This window comes from Streptomyces sp. NPDC002588, assembly GCF_040295925.1.
Classification (GTDB): Bacteria; Actinomycetota; Actinomycetes; order Streptomycetales; family Streptomycetaceae; genus Streptomyces.
In genome coordinates, this window is the sequence record NZ_JBEOWF010000046.1 from 71,764 (window position 1) to 90,232 (window position 18,469).

Annotated in this window: 4 protein-coding genes; all 4 read right to left on the bottom strand. The window is 73.6% G+C overall.

Going from position 1 to position 18,469, the window contains the following annotated elements; translation table 11 throughout:
* Positions 1-52: 52 nt before the first annotated feature.
* Positions 53-814 carry a thioesterase II family protein gene (locus ABT057_RS38980; RefSeq protein ID WP_352348658.1) on the bottom strand — a complete coding sequence of 254 codons (762 nt, stop codon included), beginning with the start codon at positions 812-814 and terminating at the stop codon, positions 53-55.
* Entirely contained in the window at positions 811-4,803 is a 3,993-nt protein-coding gene (locus tag ABT057_RS38985) for a type I polyketide synthase (RefSeq protein WP_502974034.1), read from the bottom strand. The genes ABT057_RS38980 and ABT057_RS38985 overlap by 4 nt, the downstream gene beginning before the upstream one ends.
* Positions 4,800-14,162 (bottom strand): SDR family NAD(P)-dependent oxidoreductase, encoded by a 9,363-nt coding sequence (locus ABT057_RS38990; RefSeq protein ID WP_352348659.1) that lies wholly within the window; start codon positions 14,160-14,162, stop codon positions 4,800-4,802. The genes ABT057_RS38985 and ABT057_RS38990 overlap by 4 nt, the downstream gene beginning before the upstream one ends.
* 65 nt (positions 14,163-14,227) lie before the next feature.
* The coding region (locus ABT057_RS38995; RefSeq protein WP_502974035.1) for an SDR family NAD(P)-dependent oxidoreductase at positions 14,228-18,469 on the bottom strand (4,242 nt) is incomplete at its 5' end.

Consider the following 18,469-nt stretch of genomic DNA (forward strand, 5'->3'; position numbering starts at 1 on the left):
TCTGTGTTGGGAGGGGAGTTGCCCGGCGACGGCGGCGTCGGCGGGTGATCGGTCAGCGGAAGCGCGCCAGGTCCTCGGTCAGTGCCCGGGCGACCTGGGTGTTCTGCTCGGCCAGGTAGAAGTGGCCGCCGGGGAAGCTGCGCATGGTGAAGCCGGTTTCGGTGTGGTCGCGCCACTCCTCCGCCTCGGCGAGGGTGACCTGCGGGTCGTCGTCGCCCACCAGCACGCTGATCGGGCAGCGCAACCGGGGGCCGGGCTCGTACCGGTACGACTCCACCGCCGTGTAGTCACCGCGGACGGCCGGCATGATCATTCGGATGACGTCCGGGTCGAGGAGGAGCCGTTCGTCGGTGCCGCTCAGCCGGCGGATCTCGGCGATCACGCCGTCGTCGTCCATCGAGCGGACCCCGCGGTCGCGCAGCTTCGGCGGGGCGGTGCGGCCGGAGGCGACAAGCCCCGCCAGGTCGAGGGAGGAGGCCTGCTCGATCCGGCGGGCCACCTCGAAGGCCAGACAGGCGCCCATGCTGTGCCCGAACAGCACCAGCCGGCGTCGCGGGAGCGACTCCAGCACGGTGACGATCTCGTCGGCCAGCCGGGGGATCGAGGTGATCGGCGGTTCGGCGCGGCGGTCCTGCCTGCCCGGGTACTGCACCGGCAACACCTCCACGACGGAGGCCAGGGCGTCCGCGAGCGGGCGGAAGTAGCTGGCGGAGCCACCCGCGTGGGGGAAGCAGACCAGCGACAGGTCGGTGTCCTCGGGTGCCGGGTGGTAGCGGCGGATCCAGAGCTCTTGTGCAGCCAGGGCGTTGGTCATCCCCGTACCTCCGTGCGCAGCCAGGACGCGATGGCGTCGGCGGTTGTCCGATGGTGTTCGTCGAGCATCGAGAAGTGGTCTCCGGGCACGTCGACCACGTGGTGGGCGTGCTCCCAGCCGGCCCCCCGTTGTCCCCCGTCGGCGCCGGGGACCTCGGCGGTGGCGCGCAGCAGCAGCACCGGGGTCGTGAGGGGCTGCGGGGTCCAGTCCGCGAAGACCCGGAAGTAGCCGCCCATCGCCACCAGCCGCTGGTCGTCGAGGAGTTCGGCCGCCTCCTCGTTCTCCAGCAGCTGGGAGACCATCAGTCGGGTGCTGGAACGGTCGGCGGTCCGGGAGAAGGTGTCGGCCAGGACGACGGCGGCGGCCGGCGTGCCGAGCGCGGCCAGGTGCTCGGCCACGGCGTGGGCGATCCATCCGCCGGAGGATCGGCCGAGCAGCACCATCGGGCGACCGGCCGCCAGTTCGACGGCGGTCTCCGCCTGGGCGCCGATCAGCGCCCGGGCCGAGCGCGGCAGCGGTTCGCCGGCCGTGAAGCCGGGATGCGGCAGCGCCCAGACCTCGCCCGCGGCGCCGAGCGCCGAGCCGAGCCGCAGATACTCCTGCGGTCCGGAGACGGCGCTGAGCGAGGGAAGGCACAGCACGGCGAGGCCGGCGGCGCCGGATGTGATGCGGACCGGGATGGGCCAGCGGTCCGCATCGGCACGCTGTTCGAAGTCCGGCCGCAGTGCCGCGGCGGCGGTCAGCAGCTGGAAGCCCTCAGTGAGCCGGCCGGCGCCGTACGCCTCGCGGAACAGACCGGTCAGCGGATTCCCGGAGAGCTCGCCGGGTGCCTGCGCCAGCCGCTCCGCGAGGTGCCCGGCCAGCGCGTTGACCGTCGGGTGGTCGAAGACGAGGGTCGCGGGCAGGGACAGTCCGGTGGACTCCCGCAGCCGGTTGCGCAGTTGCAGGGCCGTGAGGGACTCGAGTCCGAGCTCGACGAAGGACCGGTCGGGGTCGACGTCCTCCGGCGTGGCGTGGCCGAGTACGGCGGCGGTGGCGGTGCGGACGTGGTCCGTGACCGCGGCGCCCCGCTGCTCGTCGTCGGCGAGCCGGGCCAGGATCCGCGGCAGCGTTCCGGTGTCCTCCTCGATGGCGGGCGCGGGCGCGAGGGTCGCGGGGAGCGTCGCGGCGGGAGTGGACGCCAGCCAGAACGAGCGCCGCTGGAACGCGTAGCGCGGCAGTTCGACGCGGCGGGCGGGCGTGAGTGCGGCGGTCCAGTCCACGGTGGCGCCCCGGACGTACAGCTCGCCGGCGGACTGCAGGAAGCGGGTGGGGTGGCCCTCGTCGCGCAGCAGCGACCCGGTCACGGTGACGGCGCGTCCGGTCTCTGCAGTCTCGGCGGTCTCCTCGATGCCGCCGACGAGCACGGGGTGCGGGCTCGCCTCGACGAAGTACCGGAAGCCGTCCTGGATCAGCAGCCGTACGGTCTCGTCGAAGCGCACCGGCCGGCGCAGGTTGCGGTACCAGTAGTCGGCGTCGAGCTCCGTCCCGGAGAGCGGCGTGCCGGTGACCGCCGAGTAGAACGGCACCTCGGCGGGCTTCGGCGCGACGGCGGACAGCCGCGTCAGCAGCTCCTCACGAACGGTCTCGACGTGCGGCGAGTGAGAGGCGTAGTCCACCGGAACGCGGCGCACCCGCAGCCCGTCCGCCTCGCTTGCCGCCAGGAAGGCGTCCAGGGCATCGGCGTCACCGGCCACCACCGTCGCGTTCGGGCCGTTGACCGCCGCGACCGCGATCCGGTCCGCCCAGGGCGCGAGCCGGGGCACCACCCGCTCGGAGGGCAGCGCGACCGACACCATGCCGCCGCGCCCCGCCAGTTGCGTCAGCACCCGGCTGCGCAGGGCCACCACCAGTGCGGCGTCCTCCAGCGAGAGGGCGCCGGACACGCAGGCGGCCGCGATCTCCCCCTGCGAGTGGCCGACGACGGCGTCCGGCTCGATGCCGTACGACCGCCACAGGGCGGCCAGCGACACCATGACGGCGAACAGGGCCGGCTGGACCACGTCCACCCGGTCGAGGGAGGGCGCGTCCGGGTCGCCGCGCAGTACCCGGGTCAGCGACCAGTCGACGTGGGACGCGAGAGCCTCCTCACAGGCCGCGAGGCGGTCCCGGAACACGGCGGAGGAGGCGGCCAGTCCGGTTGCCATGCCGCGCCACTGGGAGCCCTGGCCGGGGAAGACGAAGGCGGTGCGGCCGGCTGTCCGGGCGGCCGCGGTGCCACGGACCGTGTGCGGGGCGTCCCTGCCGTCCGCCAGGGCGCCGAGCCGGTCCAGCAGGTCCTGGCGCCCGTCGGCGACCACGACCGCGCGGTGGTCCAATGCGGCACGGCCGGTCGCCAGGGACCAGGCCACCTCGGCACCGCGCTGCTCCGGGTGGGCGAGCAGGTGCGTGTGCAGCCGGGCGGCCTGGGCGCGCAGTGCCTGCGGAGTGCGGGCGGAGAGCACATAGGGCAGGGGGCCGGCGGGTTCCGCGGACGGTACGGGTACGGACAGTTGCGCACCCTGCGGCCCTGGACGCGCCTCGGACTGTGCCGTGGTCGGTGCGGTGGGCTGTTCCTCGGGCTGTTCCTCGGGCTGTTCCTCGGGCTGTTCCTCGGGCTGTTCGAGGATGACGTGGGCGTTGGTGCCGCTCATCCCGAAGGAGGAGACCGCCGCGCGGCGGGGACGGTCCGTCCCGGGCCAGGGGCGTGCCTCGGTCAGCAGCGCGACGGAGCCCGCCGACCAGTCGATCTGCGGTGACGGCGCGTCCACGTGCAGGGTCCTCGGGAGCGTCCCGTGGCGCATGGCCTGAACCATCTTGATCACGCCGCCCACGCCGGCCGCCGCCATGGTGTGCCCGATGTTCGACTTCAGCGAGCCCAGCCAGAGCGGGCTGCCGGCCGTGCGGTTCTGGCCGTACGTGGCGAGCAGGGCCTGGGCCTCGATGGGGTCGCCGAGCCGGGTACCGGTGCCGTGTGCCTCCACGGCGTCGACGTCCGCCGGGTTCAGCCCGGCGTCCGCGAGAGCCTGCCGGATCACCTGGCGCTGGGCGCGGCCGTTGGGCGCGGTCAGGCCGTTGCTGGCGCCGTCCTGGTTGACGGCCGAGCCACGCAGCACGGCCAGCACCGGGTGCCCGAGTCGCCGTGCGTCGGACAGCCGCTCCAGCAGGAGCAGTCCGACCCCCTCTCCCCAGGCCGTGCCGTCGGCCGAGGCGGCGAAGGACTTGCACCGGCCGTCAGCGGCCAGACCGCCCTGAGCGCCGAAGTCGGCGAACGCGCCGGGAGAGCTCATGATCGTCGCACCGCCGGCCAGGGCCGTCCCGCACTCGCCGCGCCGCAGTGCCTGTGCCGCCAGGTGCAGGGCCACCAGGGAGGAGGAGCAGGCCGTGTCGACCGTGACGGCCGGGCCCTCCAGACCGAGGAAGTAGGCGATCCGCCCGGAGGCGACGCTGCCGGCGTTGCCGGTGCTGAGGTAGCCCATGGCCTCGGCGGGGATGGCCTCGGCCCGGGTCGCGTAGTCGTGCAGGTTGAGGCCGGTGAAGACGCCCACCTGCTCGCCGCGGACCGCGGACGGGTCGAGGCCGGCCGCCTCGAACACCTCCCAGGCCGTTTCCAGCAGCAGTCGCTGCTGGGGGTCCATGGCCAGGGCCTCGCGCGGCGAGATGCCGAAGAAGTCGGCGTCGAACTCGTCCGCGTGGTGCAGGAATCCGCCGTGGCCCGCCTTGTCGTCGGGCCAGCCGCGGTTGTCCGGGAACCCGGAGATGGCGTCCCGTCCTTCCGACACCAGCTCCCACAGTCCCTCGGGGTCGGCGACACCGCCGGGGTACCGGCAGCTCATGCCGATGATCGCCACCGGTTCGTGCTGCCGGTCGGTCAGCTCGCGCACCTGTCTGCGGGCCTCGCGCAGGTCGGCCGTCGCGCGTTTGAGGTAGTCGAGGTACTTCGCCTCGTTGGTCACAGGTTGCGTGCTCACGACGACTCCAGTTCGGCATCCAGCAGGTCGAAGATCTCCTCGGCGGTGGCGGACTCGAGGTCGGCGTCCGCCGTGCGGTCCGCCGGCCGGTCCCGGGAGCCGGTGAGGGCGCGCAGTCGGGCGTAGATCTCCTCGCGGTCCGTCCCCTCGCCGGGCAGCCCGGCGAGCAGGGCCTCCAATCGGTCCAGTTCCCGGTGGAGTTCGGGCACTCCGGACAGCTCGGCGGCCGCCTCCTCGTCCAGCCGGGCGGCGAGCGCGGCCGGGGTGGGGCAGTCGAACAGCACGGTCGGGGGCACCCGCAGGCCGGAGGCCGCCGTCACGTGGTCGCGCAGTTCGACCGCGGTGAGCGAGTCGATGCCGATGTCCTTGAACGACTGTGCCGGGTCCACGTCGTCGGCCCCGGAGTGCCCGAAGACCAGCGCGGTGCTGCGGCGGACGATGTCGAGCAGCGTGCGGGCACGCTCGTCCGGCGGCTGGGCGAGCAGCCGCTCCCTGGTTCCGGGAGCCGCGACGGGTTCGGCCGCGACCGTGCGCCGGGCCGGGCGGGCAGCCGGGGCGGGACGCTGCGCCGTCGGGCGAGGCAGGTCGGCCGGTGCGGGACGCAGGCCCACGGAGTCCGCCGACGCGACCGGCAGTCCGGCCGGGTCGGTCAGCAGCAGGGAGACCGTGCCCGGTGCGCCGGGGGCGATGCGGACGCGGGCGGCGGTGGCGCCGGTGGCGTGCACGGACACGCCCGACCAGGACGTGGGCAGCTCGCCGGCCGTGTCCGTCAGACCGAGCACGTGCAGCGCGCCGTCCAGCAGCGCTGGGTGCACGCGGTACCGGCCGGCCTCCTGCGCCTCGGCCGGGCCGAGGGCCAGTTCGGCGTAAAGCTCCGCGTCGCGGCGCCACACGGCCCGGACGGCCCTGAACGCCGGCCCGTGGGCGAGCCCTGCCTGCGCCAGGCGCTCGTACAGGTCCTCGGCCGCGGCCGGTACGGCGCCGTCCGGCGGCCACACGGCCAGGCCGGCGTCCGGGGACGGGCCGGTGGTGCGCAGCGTGCCGTGGGCGTTGCGCACCCATCCGCCGGAACCGGACGTCCCCTCGGGCCGCGAGTGCAGCTGGACGGTGTGTCCCTCTCCGGACGGGGTGACCGTGAGCCTGAGGTGCGTGCCGCCCTGGTCGGGCAGGACCAGCGGGGCTTCCAGGACGAGTTCCTCGATGAGGGCGCAGCCGGTCTCGTCGCCGGCCCGCAGGACCATGTCGACCACGGCGGAGGCGGGCAGCACCGGCGTCCCGGCGAGGGTGTGCTGGGCGAGCCAGGGCTGGGTGTGGGCGGCGAGGCGTCCGGAGAACAACAGGCCGCCGGAGCCGGGCAGTTCGATGGCGGCGCCCAGCAGTGGGTGGTCCGCGGGGACGAGCCCGGCGGCGCCGAGGTCCTCCGGCTGCGCCGGCAGCGCGTCGAGCCAGTACCGCTGCCGCTGGAAGGCGTAGGTCGGCAGCTCCGTGCGGGGCGGGCGGGGCCCGTCGAACGCCGCCGACCAGTCCACCGGGGTGCCGCAGAACGCCGGCCAGTCCACCGGGACGCCGTGCACGTGCAGCCGGACGACCGCCTTGGTGAGGCTATGCGTCTCGGGGGTGCCGCCGCGCAGGGAGGGGACGAAGGTGACGGCCTCCGCGGCCGCGGGCAGGCAGTTGGGGCCCATCGCGGACAGCACGCCGTCGGGGCCGAGTTCCAGGAAAGTGGTCACTCCGTCGGCCTCGAGGGCACCCACCACGTCGTGGAACCGGACGGCCTGCCGGACGTGCCGCACCCAGTACTCGGGGCTGCCGAGTTCCTCCGCGCTGACCGGGCCGCCGGTCAGGGTGGAGAAGAACTCGGTGGTGACGGGGGCGAATCGGAGACCGCGCGCCACCTCGGCGAACCCGTCCAGCATCGGTTCCATCAGCGGTGAGTGGAAGGCGTGGCTGACCTCCAGGCGCTTGGTCTTGCGGCCCATGGCGCGCAGCTGCCCGGCGAGGTCGAGCACGGCTTCGGCGGCGCCGGACAGGACGACGGCGGACGGCCCGTTGACGGCGGCGACACCGACCCGGTCGGCCATGTCCCCGATGAGCTCGAGCACTTCCGGCTCGGTGGCCTGGACGGCGACCATGGCCCCACCCGTCGGCAGCTCCTGCATCAGCCGCCCGCGGGCCGCCACCAGGGCGGCGGCGTCCGGCAGCGGGAACAGGCCGATGACGTGGGCGGCCGCCAGCTCGCCGATCGAGTGGCCGGCCACCGCGTCGGGACGGACGCCCCAGTGCTCGATCAGCCGGTAGAGGGCGACCTCCAGGGCGAACACCGCGGGCTGGGTGAAGCCGGTGTGGTGGATCAGGGCCGCCTCGGGGCTGTCCTCGGGCGCGAAGACGATCTCCTTGAGCGGCCGGCCGAGATGCCGGTCCAGTTCGGCGCAGACCTCGTCGAAGGCCGCCGCGAAGACCGGGAACGCGCCGTACAACTCGCGTCCCATGCCGAGGCGCTGACTGCCCTGCCCGGTGAAGAGGACGGCGAGCCGGCCCGAGTGCTGCCGGCCCTGCGCGACTCCGGCTGCGGGCTCACCGGCGGCCACGGCGGCCAGGCCGCTCAGGAGCGCGTCGCGGTCCTCGGCCACCACCACGGCCCGGTGGTCGAAGGTGGTGCGCGTGGTCAACAGGGCGTACGCCGCCGCCCCCGGGGCGAGGTCGGGGTGCTCGGTGACGAAGGCGTGCAGACGCTCGGCCTGCGCCCGCAAGGCGGTCTCCGTCCTGCCCGAGACGACCCAGGGGACGGGGCCGAACTCGGCGTCGGGGACGTCCTCGGCTTCGGGCGCCTGTTCGAGGATGACATGGGCGTTGGTGCCGCTCAGCCCGAAGGAGGAGACGGCCGCCCGTCGCGGACGGTCCAGCTCGGGCCACGCCCGCTGCTCGGTCAGCAGCTCCACCGCACCCGCCGACCAGTCCACATGCGACGACGGCTCATCCACATGCAGCGTCTTCGGCAACACACCGTGCCGTAGGGCCATCACCGTCTTGATGACCCCACCCACGCCCGCGGCCGCCTGCGCATGCCCGATGTTCGACTTCAACGACCCCAGGAACAGAGGTGCTTGATCGCCCCGGTCCTGCCCATAGGTGGCGAGGAGTGCCTGGGCCTCGATCGGGTCGCCGAGCCGGGTGCCCGTTCCGTGCGCCTCGACGGCGTCGACGTCCGCGGCGCTCAGTCCGGCATCGGCGAGCGCCTGCCGGATCACCCGCTGCTGCGACGGCCCGTTCGGCGCCGTCAGACCATTGCTCGCACCGTCCTGGTTGACGGCACTGCCCCGCACCACCGCCAGCACCGGATGTCCCGACCGCACGGCGTCCGACAGACGCTCCACCACCAGGACGCCGACACCCTCGGACCAGCCGGTGCCGTCCGCGCCGTCGGCGAACGCCTTGCACCGGCCGTCCGGGGACAGCCCGCGCTGCCGGCTGAAGTCCAGGAAGGCGGCCGGGGAGGACATCACCGTCACGCCGCCCGCGAGCGCCATCCGGCACTCTCCGCGCCGCAGCGCCTGCACCGCCAGGTGCAGGGTCACCAGCGACGACGAACACGCCGTGTCGACCGTGACGGCCGGGCCCTCCAGACCGAAGGTGTACGACAGCCGGCCGGCCGCCACACTGCCTGCCGTGCCGGTGCCGCGGAACGCCTCCAGTTCCTCGGGGATGGCGCGCAGCCTGGTCAGGTAGTCGCGGTTCATCAGGCCCATGTAGACGCCGGTGCGGCTGCCGCGCAGCGACGCCGGGTCGATGCCCGCCCGCTCGATCGCCTCCCACGACGTCTCCAGCAGCAGCCGCTGCTGCGGGTCCATCGCCAGCGCCTCACGCGGCGAGATCCCGAAGAACCCCGCGTCGAACTCCGCCGCGTCGTGCAGGAACCCGCCCTCGCGTGTGTAGACCTTCCCGCGCACGCCCGGGTCCGGGTCGTAGAGGTTCTCCAGATCCCAGTCCCGGTCCGTCGGGAAGCCGGAGATGCCGTCCGTGCCGGTGGCCACCAACTGCCAGAGCTCGTCCGGGGAGCCCACGCCGCCGGGGAAGCGGCAGCCCATGCCCACGATGGCGATCGGCTCGTCGGCCATGGCGGCGACGGGTTCGGCTGCGTCGGTGTTCTCCGCGAGGAGTTCGCGGCGCAGATACGCGGCAAGCGCGGCCGGTGTGGGGTAGTCGAAGACCAGGGTGGGAGGCAGCGCCAGGCCGGTGAGCGGGGCGAGCGCGTTGCGCAGTTCGACGGCGCTCAGCGAGTCGACGCCGAGGTCGCGGAAGGTGTGCTCGGCGCCGACGGCGTCGGCCGTCGCGTGGCCGAGGACGGTGGCGGCGTGCGAACGGACCACGTCGAGCAGCATCCTGTCGCGTTCGGCGGCGGGCAGCGCCAGCAGCCGGTCGCGGAGCGTCGCGGCGGGCGCGGCAGCGGTCCGGGCTGCCGGGCGCGGCGCGCGCACCAGGGCGCTGAGCAGCGGCGGCACCTCCCGACCGGGCCGGGGTGCGGTGTCGAGGCGCATCGGGAGCAGGGCCGCCCGGTCGGCGGCGAGGCAGGCGTCGAAGAGCGCCAGCCCCTCTTCGACGGCGATCGGGGCGAAGCCGGCCCGCTCGATGCGGGCGAGGTCCGTCTCGGCCAGGTGGCCGGTGATGCCGCTGCGTTCGGCCCACAGTCCCCAGGCGAGCGAGAGCGCGGGCTGCCCGTTCGCCCGGCGATGGGCGGCCAGGCCGTCCAGGAAGGCGTTGGCCGCCGCGTACGCGCCCTGGCCCGCGCCGCCGAACACTCCGGCGGCGGAAGAGAACAGGACGAAGTGCGCCAGGTCCAGCTCCCGGGTGAGCTCGTGGAGGTGGCGCGCGGCGTCGGCCTTGGGGCGCAGCACCGCGTCGATCTGCTCCGCAGTGAGGGATTCCACCAGTCCGTCGGCCACGACCCCGGCCGCGTGGACCACGCCGGTCAGCGGGTGCTCGGCCGGGATCCGGGCCAGGACGCCGGCCAGGGCCGACCGGTCGGCCGCGTCGCAGGCGACGACCGACACGGTGGCGCCCAGCTCGCCGAGTTCGGCCGCCAGCGCCTCGGCGCCGTCGGCGGCCGGGCCCCTGCGGCTGGTCAGCACCAGGCGGCGGACGCCGTGCGCCGCCACGAGGTGCCGGGCGACGGCCGCACCGAGGGCGCCCGTGCCTCCGGTGACCAGGACGGTCCCGTCGGGACGGAAGGCGGACGCGCCGGCGCTCGCCTCGGCCCGCGCCAGCCGGGCCACCGACCAGGCGCCGTCGCGGACGAGGAACTGCGGTTCGGTGCCGAGCACCGCGGTCGTGAGCGGCTCCTCCGGTCGGTCGGTGTCGACCAGGACGAACCGCCCCGGGTGCTCGGTCTGCGCGGAGCGCACCAGGCCGTGCAGCGCGGCGGCGGACGGGTTCGTGACCCGCTCGCCCACGGCGCCGCTGGTGACGAGGACCAGCCGGGCGGCCGCGAACCGTTCGTCGGCCAGCCATGCCCGCAGCAGATGGAGCGTGCGGTGGACCGCGTCGTGCAGGCCGTCGAGGACCGGCTGTTCGCGTACGACCACCACGTCCGGTACGGCCGCACCGGCGTCGACGGCGGTGGCCAGGGCCGCCAGGGAGGGGTGGTGGTCGTCCTCGGTGGAGCCGACGCCTGCCCAGCTGCCCGGTGCCAGCGGCTCCGCCGCGTCTGCCGGGATCCAGTCGAGCCGGTACAGCGCGTCCGCCGTGGACGGCGCGCGCAGCGCATCGGCCGTGACCGGCCGCACCGTCAGCGACTCCACCGACGCCACCGGGAGCCCCGTCGGATCGGCCACCGCCAGCGCCATCGCGTCCGCACCGGCCGGGGCCAGCCGGACCCGGAGGGTGTCCGCGCCGGTCGCGAAGAGCCGCACACCCGACCAGTGGAACGGCAGCCGCGGCCCGCCGGACGCGTCCGGTCCGGCCAGGCTCCAGGCGTGCAGGGCACTGTCGAGGAGCGCGGGGTGCACGCCGTAGCCGTCTGCCGCCTCCTCGGCCAGGGCGACCTCCGCGAAGATCTCGGTCCCGCGCCGCCAGGCCGCGCGTACGCCCCGGAAGGCCGGGCCGTAGTCGAGTCCGGCGGCGGCGAGGGTGTCGTACAGCGTGTCCACCGGCACCGGGCGGGCATCCTGCGGGGGCCACTGGGCCAGATCGAAGGCGGGGTCGGCAGCGTCGGCGGCCAGGGTGCCGGAGGCGTGCCGGGTCCACGGCCGGTCGGCGGAGTCGTCGGGCCGGGCGTAGACCGTCAGTCCACGCCGGCCTGCCGCGTCCGCCGCGCCGACCGCCAACTGGAGCTGGATGCCGCCCTGTTCGGGCAGGACAAGCGGGGACTGAAGCGTCAGCTGCTCGATCGCCCGGCAGTCGGAGAGGTCGGCCGCGTGGAGCGCCAGGTCGATGAAGGCGGTGCCGGGCAGCAGCACCGTGCCCGCCACCGCGTGGTCCGCGAGCCACGGGTGGGTGCGCAGCGACAGGCGGCCGGTGAGCAGCAGTTCGTCGGCCCCTGCCACCGACACCGCCGCGCCCAGCAACCGGTGGTCTGCCGCGCCGAGGCCCAGGTCGGCCGGCCGGGCGGCACCGGCGGCAGGGGAGTCGGCGAGCCAGTGGTGCACGCGCTCGAAGGCGTACGTCGGCAGCTCGATGCGGCGCGGGCCCAGGTGGCCGAAGAAGGCGTCGGCGTCGAAGTCGATGCCGCGGACGTACAGGTGGGCAAGGGCGGTCAGCAGGCTGACGGGCTCCGGGCGCCCTTCGCGCAGGGTGGGGAGCAGCGCCGCGTCGCTGTCTTCGGCGAGGCACTCGCGTCCCATCAGGGACTGCATGGCGACCGGGCCGAGTTCCAGGTAGGTGCGGATGCCGTCGGCCTCCAGGGTGCGCATGCCGTCCAGGAAGCGGACGGCGCCACGGACGTGACGCCCCCAGTACTCCGGGGAGCAGAGCTCTGCGGGATCGGCGAGCCGGCCGTCCAGGCAGTTGATCACCGGGGTGCGCGGCTGGTGGAACTCCAGCTCCCGGACCGCCGTCACGAACCGGTCCACGATCGGCTCCATGTGGGCGGAGTGGAAGGCTCGGCCGAAGGACATGCGGTGGATCCGCCGGCCGGCGGCCCGCCACTCGTCGCCGATCTGCGCGACGAGGTCCTCGTCGCCGGAGATGACGACCTGCCGCGGGCCGTTGACCAGGGCGACGTCGACGGTGCCGGTGCGGCCCCGCAGGGAGGCGCGGACCTCGTCCTCGGACGCCTCGATCGCGACCATCGTGCCGCCCTGCGGTGTCTGCTGGAGCAGACGGCCCCGCGTGGTGACGAAGGCGGCCGCGTCCGCCAGGGAGAGCATGCCGGTCACGTGGAGCACGGCGGAGTCGCCGTTGGAGCCGCCGAAGACCACGTCGGGCCGGATGCCCCAGTGCTCGATCAGCCGGTGGAGGGCGACCTCCAGGGCGAACACCGCCGGGTGACCGTATTCGGCCTGGGCCAGCAACGCGGCCTCGGGGGTGCCCTCGGGTGCGAAGACGATCTCCTTGAGCGGCCGGCCGAGGCGCCGGTCCAGTTCGGCGCAGACCTCGTCGAAGGCCGCCGCGAAGACCGGGAACGCGTCGTACAACTCGCGTCCCATGCCCGGGCGCTGACTGCCCTGGAAGGTGAACAGGAAGGCCAGCGCGCCGTCACCGCGCGCGCCTCGCACGACCGAGGACGCGGGCTCTTCGGCCGCCAGCGCGGTGAGACCGGCCAGCAGTTCGGCGCGGTCCTGGGCCAGCACGACGGCCCTGTACTCGAACCCGGTGCGGCGGCGCAGGAGGGAGTACGCCGCGTCGACGAGGTCGAGGTCGGGGTGCTCGGTGACGAAGGCGTGCAGCCGCTCGGCCTGCGCCCGCAAGGCGGTCTCCGTCCTGCCCGACAGCACCCAGGGGAGCAGTCCGTGCGGCTCGCGCCCGACTTCCGGCTCCGGTGCGGTGACCTGTTCGAGGATGACGTGGGCGTTGGTGCCGCTCAGCCCGAAGGAGGAGACGGCCGCCCGTCGCGGACGGTCCAGCTCGGGCCACGTCCGCTGCTCGGTCAGCAACTCCACCGCACCCGCCGACCAGTCCACATGCGACGACGGCTCATCCACATGAAGCGTCTTCGGCAACACACCATGCCGCAGAGCCATCACCGTCTTGATGACCCCACCCACACCCGCGGCCGCCTGCGCATGCCCGATGTTCGACTTCAACGACCCCAAGAACAACGGCAGTTCATCGGCCCGCTCCTGCCCATAGGTCGCAATCAGCGCCTGGGCCTCGATCGGGTCACCGAGCCGGGTGCCCGTCCCGTGCGCCTCCACGACGTCGACATCCCCAGCGCCCAGCCGCGCGTCTGCCAGCGCCTGCCGGATCACCCGCTGCTGCGACAACCCGTTCGGCGCCGTCAGACCATTGCTCGCACCGTCCTGATTGACCGCACTGCCCCGCACCACCGCCAGCACCGGATGCCCCAGCCGCACCGCGTCCGACAGACGCTCCACCACCAGCACACCCGCACCCTCGCCGAAGCCGGTGCCGTCCGCTCCCTCGTCGAACGCCTTGCACCGGCCGTCCGGGGACAGCCCGCGCTGCCGGCTGAAGTCCAGGAAGGCTGCCGGGGAGGACATCACCGTCACGCCGCCCGCCAGCGCCATCGCGCACTCACCACGCCGCAGCGCCTGCACCGCCAGGTGCAACGCCACCAACGACGATGAACACGCCGTGTCGACCGTGAGCGTGGGCCCCTCCAGGCCGAAGGTGTAGGCGATGCGCCCGGCCGCGATGCTGCCCGCCGTGCCGGTGCCGAGGTGGCCCTCCAGGTCCTCGGGGACTCCCGAGGTGTGTACGGCGTAGTCGTGGTACATCAGGCCCATGTAGACGCCGGTACGGCTGCCGCGCAGCGACGCCGGGTCGATGCCCGCCCGCTCGATCGCCTCCCACGACGTCTCCAGCAGCAGCCGCTGCTGCGGATCCATCGCCAGCGCCTCACGCGGCGAGATCCCGAAGAACCCCGCGTCGAACTCCGCCGCGTCGTACAGGAACCCGCCCTCGCGCGTGTAGACCTTCCCGCGCGTCTCCGGATCCGCGTCGTAGAGGTTCTCCAGGTCCCAGCCCCGGTCCGCGGGGAAGCCGGAGATCGCGTCCGTGCCGGTGGCCACCAACTGCCACAGTTCCTCCGGGGAACGCACCCCGCCGGGGAAGCGGCAGCCCATGCCCACGATGGCGATCGGCTCATGCGCCTTCGCGTCGACGTCGCTGAGCCTCTGGTTCGCCTGTCGGAGGTCGACCGTCATCCGCTTCAGGTACTCGAGGAGCTTTTCCTGCTCTGCCATCGCCTTGTCCATCGCCTTTCACAATCACGGGGGAAGTGCCGCTCATCGCCTCGAACCGGACCGCGTCACACGGAGCCGAATTCCTTGTCGATGAGGCCGAGCAGCTCGTCAGCTGTGGCCGAGGCGATTTCCGGGTCGATGTCGGTGCTGTCGCCGCCGGTTCCCGCGACCTTCGCGGCGAGCGCGCGCAGCCGGGACGACACGTGCTCGGGGTCCGGGAGCCGGGACATGGAGGAGAGGAGGGCCGTCTCCAGGCGGTCGAGTTCCTGCAGTACGGCGGCCGAGTCCGGGTCCGGGCCCCCGTCGAAGAGTTCGCCGCCGAGGTGGGCGGCCAGGGCCGCCGGGTTGGGGTGATCGAACACCACGGTCGGCGGGAGCTTCACTCCGGTCGCCGCGGCCAGCTGGTTGCGCAGCTGAACGGCGGTGAGCGAGTCGAAGCCCAGCTCCTTGAACGCACGCTCCGCCGTAACCGAGCCGGTGGTGGAGTGGCCGAGCACCGCGGCGACATGGGTGCGGACGAGATCCAGCAGGCCCGCCCGACGCTCCTCCTCGGGCAGCCCCAGCAGACGTTCCCGGGCGGATGCGGCCGCCGGCCGCGCGGACCCCGGCCCGGCGTGCCCCGGACGGCGCACCTCGTGCCACAGCACCGGCGGTACGTCCTGGCGACGGAGCGCCGCGTGGTCGAGGCGGATCGGCACGAGCACGGGCTCGCCGGAACTCCGCGCGGCATCGAAGAGGGCCAGTGCCTCCTGGGACGACAGGCCGAGTACACCCGAGCGTCCCGTACGCTCGCGCTCCGCGTCCGAGAGTGACGCCGTCAACTCGCTCCGCTCGCTCCACAGCCCCCACGGCAGCGACTGCGCCGGCAGCCCGCCCGCGGTTCTGTGTGCCGCGAGGGCGTCCAGGAACGCGTTGGCCGCCGCGTAGTTGCCCTGTCCGGGGCTGCCGAGAACGCCGGCCGCCGAGGAGAACAGGACGAAGGCGTCGAGGTGGTGGTCCTGGGTGAGGTCGTGCAGGTTGAGCGCTGCGTCGATCTTCGGGCGCAGGACACGGTCGAGTCGGTCCGGGGTCAGGCCGGTGATCGTCGCGTCGTCGAGGACGCCGGCCGCGTGGATGACGCCGGTCAGTGGCCGGTCCGGGGGGATGGCGGCGAGCACGGTGGCCAGGGCCTCGCGGTCGGCCGCGTCGCATGCGGCCATGGTGACCTGGGCCCCGATGGCCTCCAACTCGGTGACCAACTCTGCGGCGCCTGGCGCCTGTCGGCCACGGCGGCTGGTCAGGAGCAGGTGGCGTATGCCGTGTTCGGTGACCAGGTGGCGGGCGATCAGGGCGCCTACGGTGCCGGTGCCACCGGTGATCAGGACCGTGCCGGCTTCCCTGCCGAAGCCCGTGGTGGTGTTCACGGAGAACGGGTCGTGCCGGACGAGCCGCGGGACGAAGACCACGCCGTCGCGCACTGCCGACTGTGGTTCCTCACCGAGGGCAAGGTTGGCGGCCAGCGCCTCGTCGGCGCCGTCCACCAGCCACAGTCGGTCGGGGTGTTCGCGCTGTGCCGAGCGGACCAGGCCCCACACGGGGGCGTTGATCAGGTCGGCGACGTCGTCGCCCGGCCGTGTCGCGACCGCGCCGCGGGTGAGGAACACCAGCCGCGTCGAAGCCAGCCGCTCGTCGGCGAGGAACTGTTGCATCAGCGTCAGAGCGCGCCGCGTGACCGTACGTGCCTGCTCGGCCAACCCCTCCGGCGCCACATCACCGGCCGTGAAGGGTGCGACGACGACGTCGGGGACGGACTCCCCGAGGGCGGCGAGGTCGGGATCGGCACCCAGGATCACGGAGCGGTCGGTCGTCGCCTGCACCGGTCCGCCCGGCGCGGGTTGCCACTCCAGCCGGTAGAGGCCCTCCTGCCGGCCGACCCGCAACTGCTCCGTGTTCACCGCGCGCAGCACCAGCGACTCCACCGATACGACGGGCCGGCCCGCCGTGTCCACAGCCGACAGCGACACGCCGCCGTCGTCCGTGGTGGCCAGTCGTACGCGCAGTGCGGTGACGTCGGAGGACGCGAGGGAGACGCCGGTCCACGAGAACGGCAGCCGGGGTTCGCCGACCCCGTCCGCGGCCGGATCGATCAGCACCAGCGAGTGCAGCGCGGCGTCCAGCAGCGCGGGATGCACGGCGAATCCGTCACCGCCCCCCTGCGGCAGCCCGACCTCCGCGAAGACCTCCCCGTCCCGGCGCCAGACAGCCTGGACGCCCTGGAACAAAGGCCCGTAGTCGTAACCGGCGGCGGCGAACTCCTCGTACAACGCGGAGACATCCACCTTCTCCGCACCCACCGGAGGCCAGGCGCCCACCGTCGCGGCAGGCTCGCCGGCGACGGGCGGTGCCACGACCCCGCGCGCATGGACGGTCCAGTCCTCGCCGGAGCGGGAGCGCACCGCGACCGCGCGGCGCCCGGACTCGTCCGCACCCGCCACACTCACGTGCAGCCGTACGTCGTCCGCTTCCGGCAGCAGCAGGGGTGCCTCCAGCACCAGCTCTTCCAGGGCATCCGCGCCGACCGCTGCCCCGGCCCGAAGTGCCATGTCCACGAAGGCTGTTCCGGGCAGGAGTGGCGTGCCGAAGACCGCGTGTCCGGCGAGCCAGGGGTGAGACCGCAGTGACACGGATCCGGTCAGCACCACGCCGTCGGACTCCGGCACCGGGACCATCGCGCCGAGCAGTCCGTGCCCAAGGCCCTCCAGCCCAAGGCCGGCGGCGTCGGTCACACCTGCCTGCCCCGGCTCCAGCCAGTAGCGCCGGCGTTGGAAGGCGTAGGTGGGCAGGTCCACCCGGTGGCCCAGGCTGTCCGGAAGTACTGTCCAGTCGACCGTGACACCGGCCGCGAAAGCCTCACCGAGGGAGAGCAACACACGTCGTTGTTCGTCTTCGTTGCGGCGCAGGGTGCCCAGCACCACGGCGGTCGCGTCCATCTCCGCGACCGTCTCTTCGACGGCAGCGGTCAGGACCGGGTGGGCGCTGGTCTCGACGAAGGCATCGAAGCCATCCGCGAGCAGCGCCTTGGTCGCACCGTGGAAGTCGACGGTCTGCCGCAGATTCGTGTACCAGTACCCCGCGTCCAGCGCCGAGCCGTCGACCACCTCGGCCGTCACCGCCGAATAGAACGGCACCCGACCCGACCGCGGACACACCGGCTCCAACAGCTCCAACAGCTCCTCACGGATCCGCTCCACATGCGCCGAGTGCGAGGCATAGTCGACCGGGATCCGCCGGGCACGCACACCGTCCGCCTCACAGGAGGCGAGCAACTCCTCCAACGCCTCCACATCACCGGAGACCACAGTGGACAGCGGCCCGTTGACCGCCGCCACCGACAACCCCTCACCAAGCCGACCGAGGACCCCGTCCACCGGCAACGCAACGGAGACCATGCCGCCACGACCCGCCAGCACACCCAGAGCCTTGCTCCGCAGCGCCACCACACGAGCCGCATCCTCCAGCGACAGAGCACCGCAAACAGCCGCAGCCGCGATCTCACCCTGCGAATGCCCCACCACCGCCGCCGGCTCCACCCCGCACGAACGCCACAGCTCCGCCAACGACACCATCACCGCGAACAACACCGGCTGCACCACATCCACCCGCTCGAAACCGGGTGCGCCCGCCTCACCACGAACCACCGCGGACAACGACCAGTCCACAAACGGATCCAACGCCCGCTCGCACTCGACCATCCGCTCACCGAACACCGACGACGACTCCCACAACCCCGCCGCCATCCCCAACCACTGCGACCCCTGACCGGGAAACACAAACACCGCACGCCGACCAGCCACACCCACACCGCTCACCACACCCGGCGCCACACCGCCAGACGCCAACGCCTCCAGACCACCCAGCAGTTCGGCACGATCACCGGCCACCACCACAGCCCGGTGCTCGAATGCGGTACGGCTCCGCAGGAGTGAGTACGCAGTGTCGGCCACGTCGAGACCGGGGTGCTCGATGACGAAGGCGCGCAGCCGCTCGGCCTGCGCGCGCAACGCCGCCTCCGTCCTGCCCGACACCACCCACGGGACCAGCCCGGACGGCTCGCTGTCGGGGCGGTCCTCGATCTCCGATTCGAGTTCCGGTCCCTGCTCGACGATCACATGGGCGTTCGTGCCACTGGCGCCGAAGGCGGAGACGGCGGCCCGTCGCGGACGGTCCAGCTCAGGCCACGCCCGCTGCTCGGTCAGCAACTCCACCGCACCCGCCGACCAGTCCACATGCGACGACGGCTCATCCACATGAAGCGTCTTCGGCAACAC

Coding starts and splice junctions, on each gene's coding strand:
- ABT057_RS38990 (WP_352348659.1), bottom strand. CDS start 14,162: ATGGCAGAGCAGGAAAAGCTCCTCGAGTACCTGAAGCGGATGACGGTC.
- ABT057_RS38980 (WP_352348658.1), bottom strand. CDS start 814: ATGACCAACGCCCTGGCTGCACAAGAGCTCTGGATCCGCCGCTACCAC.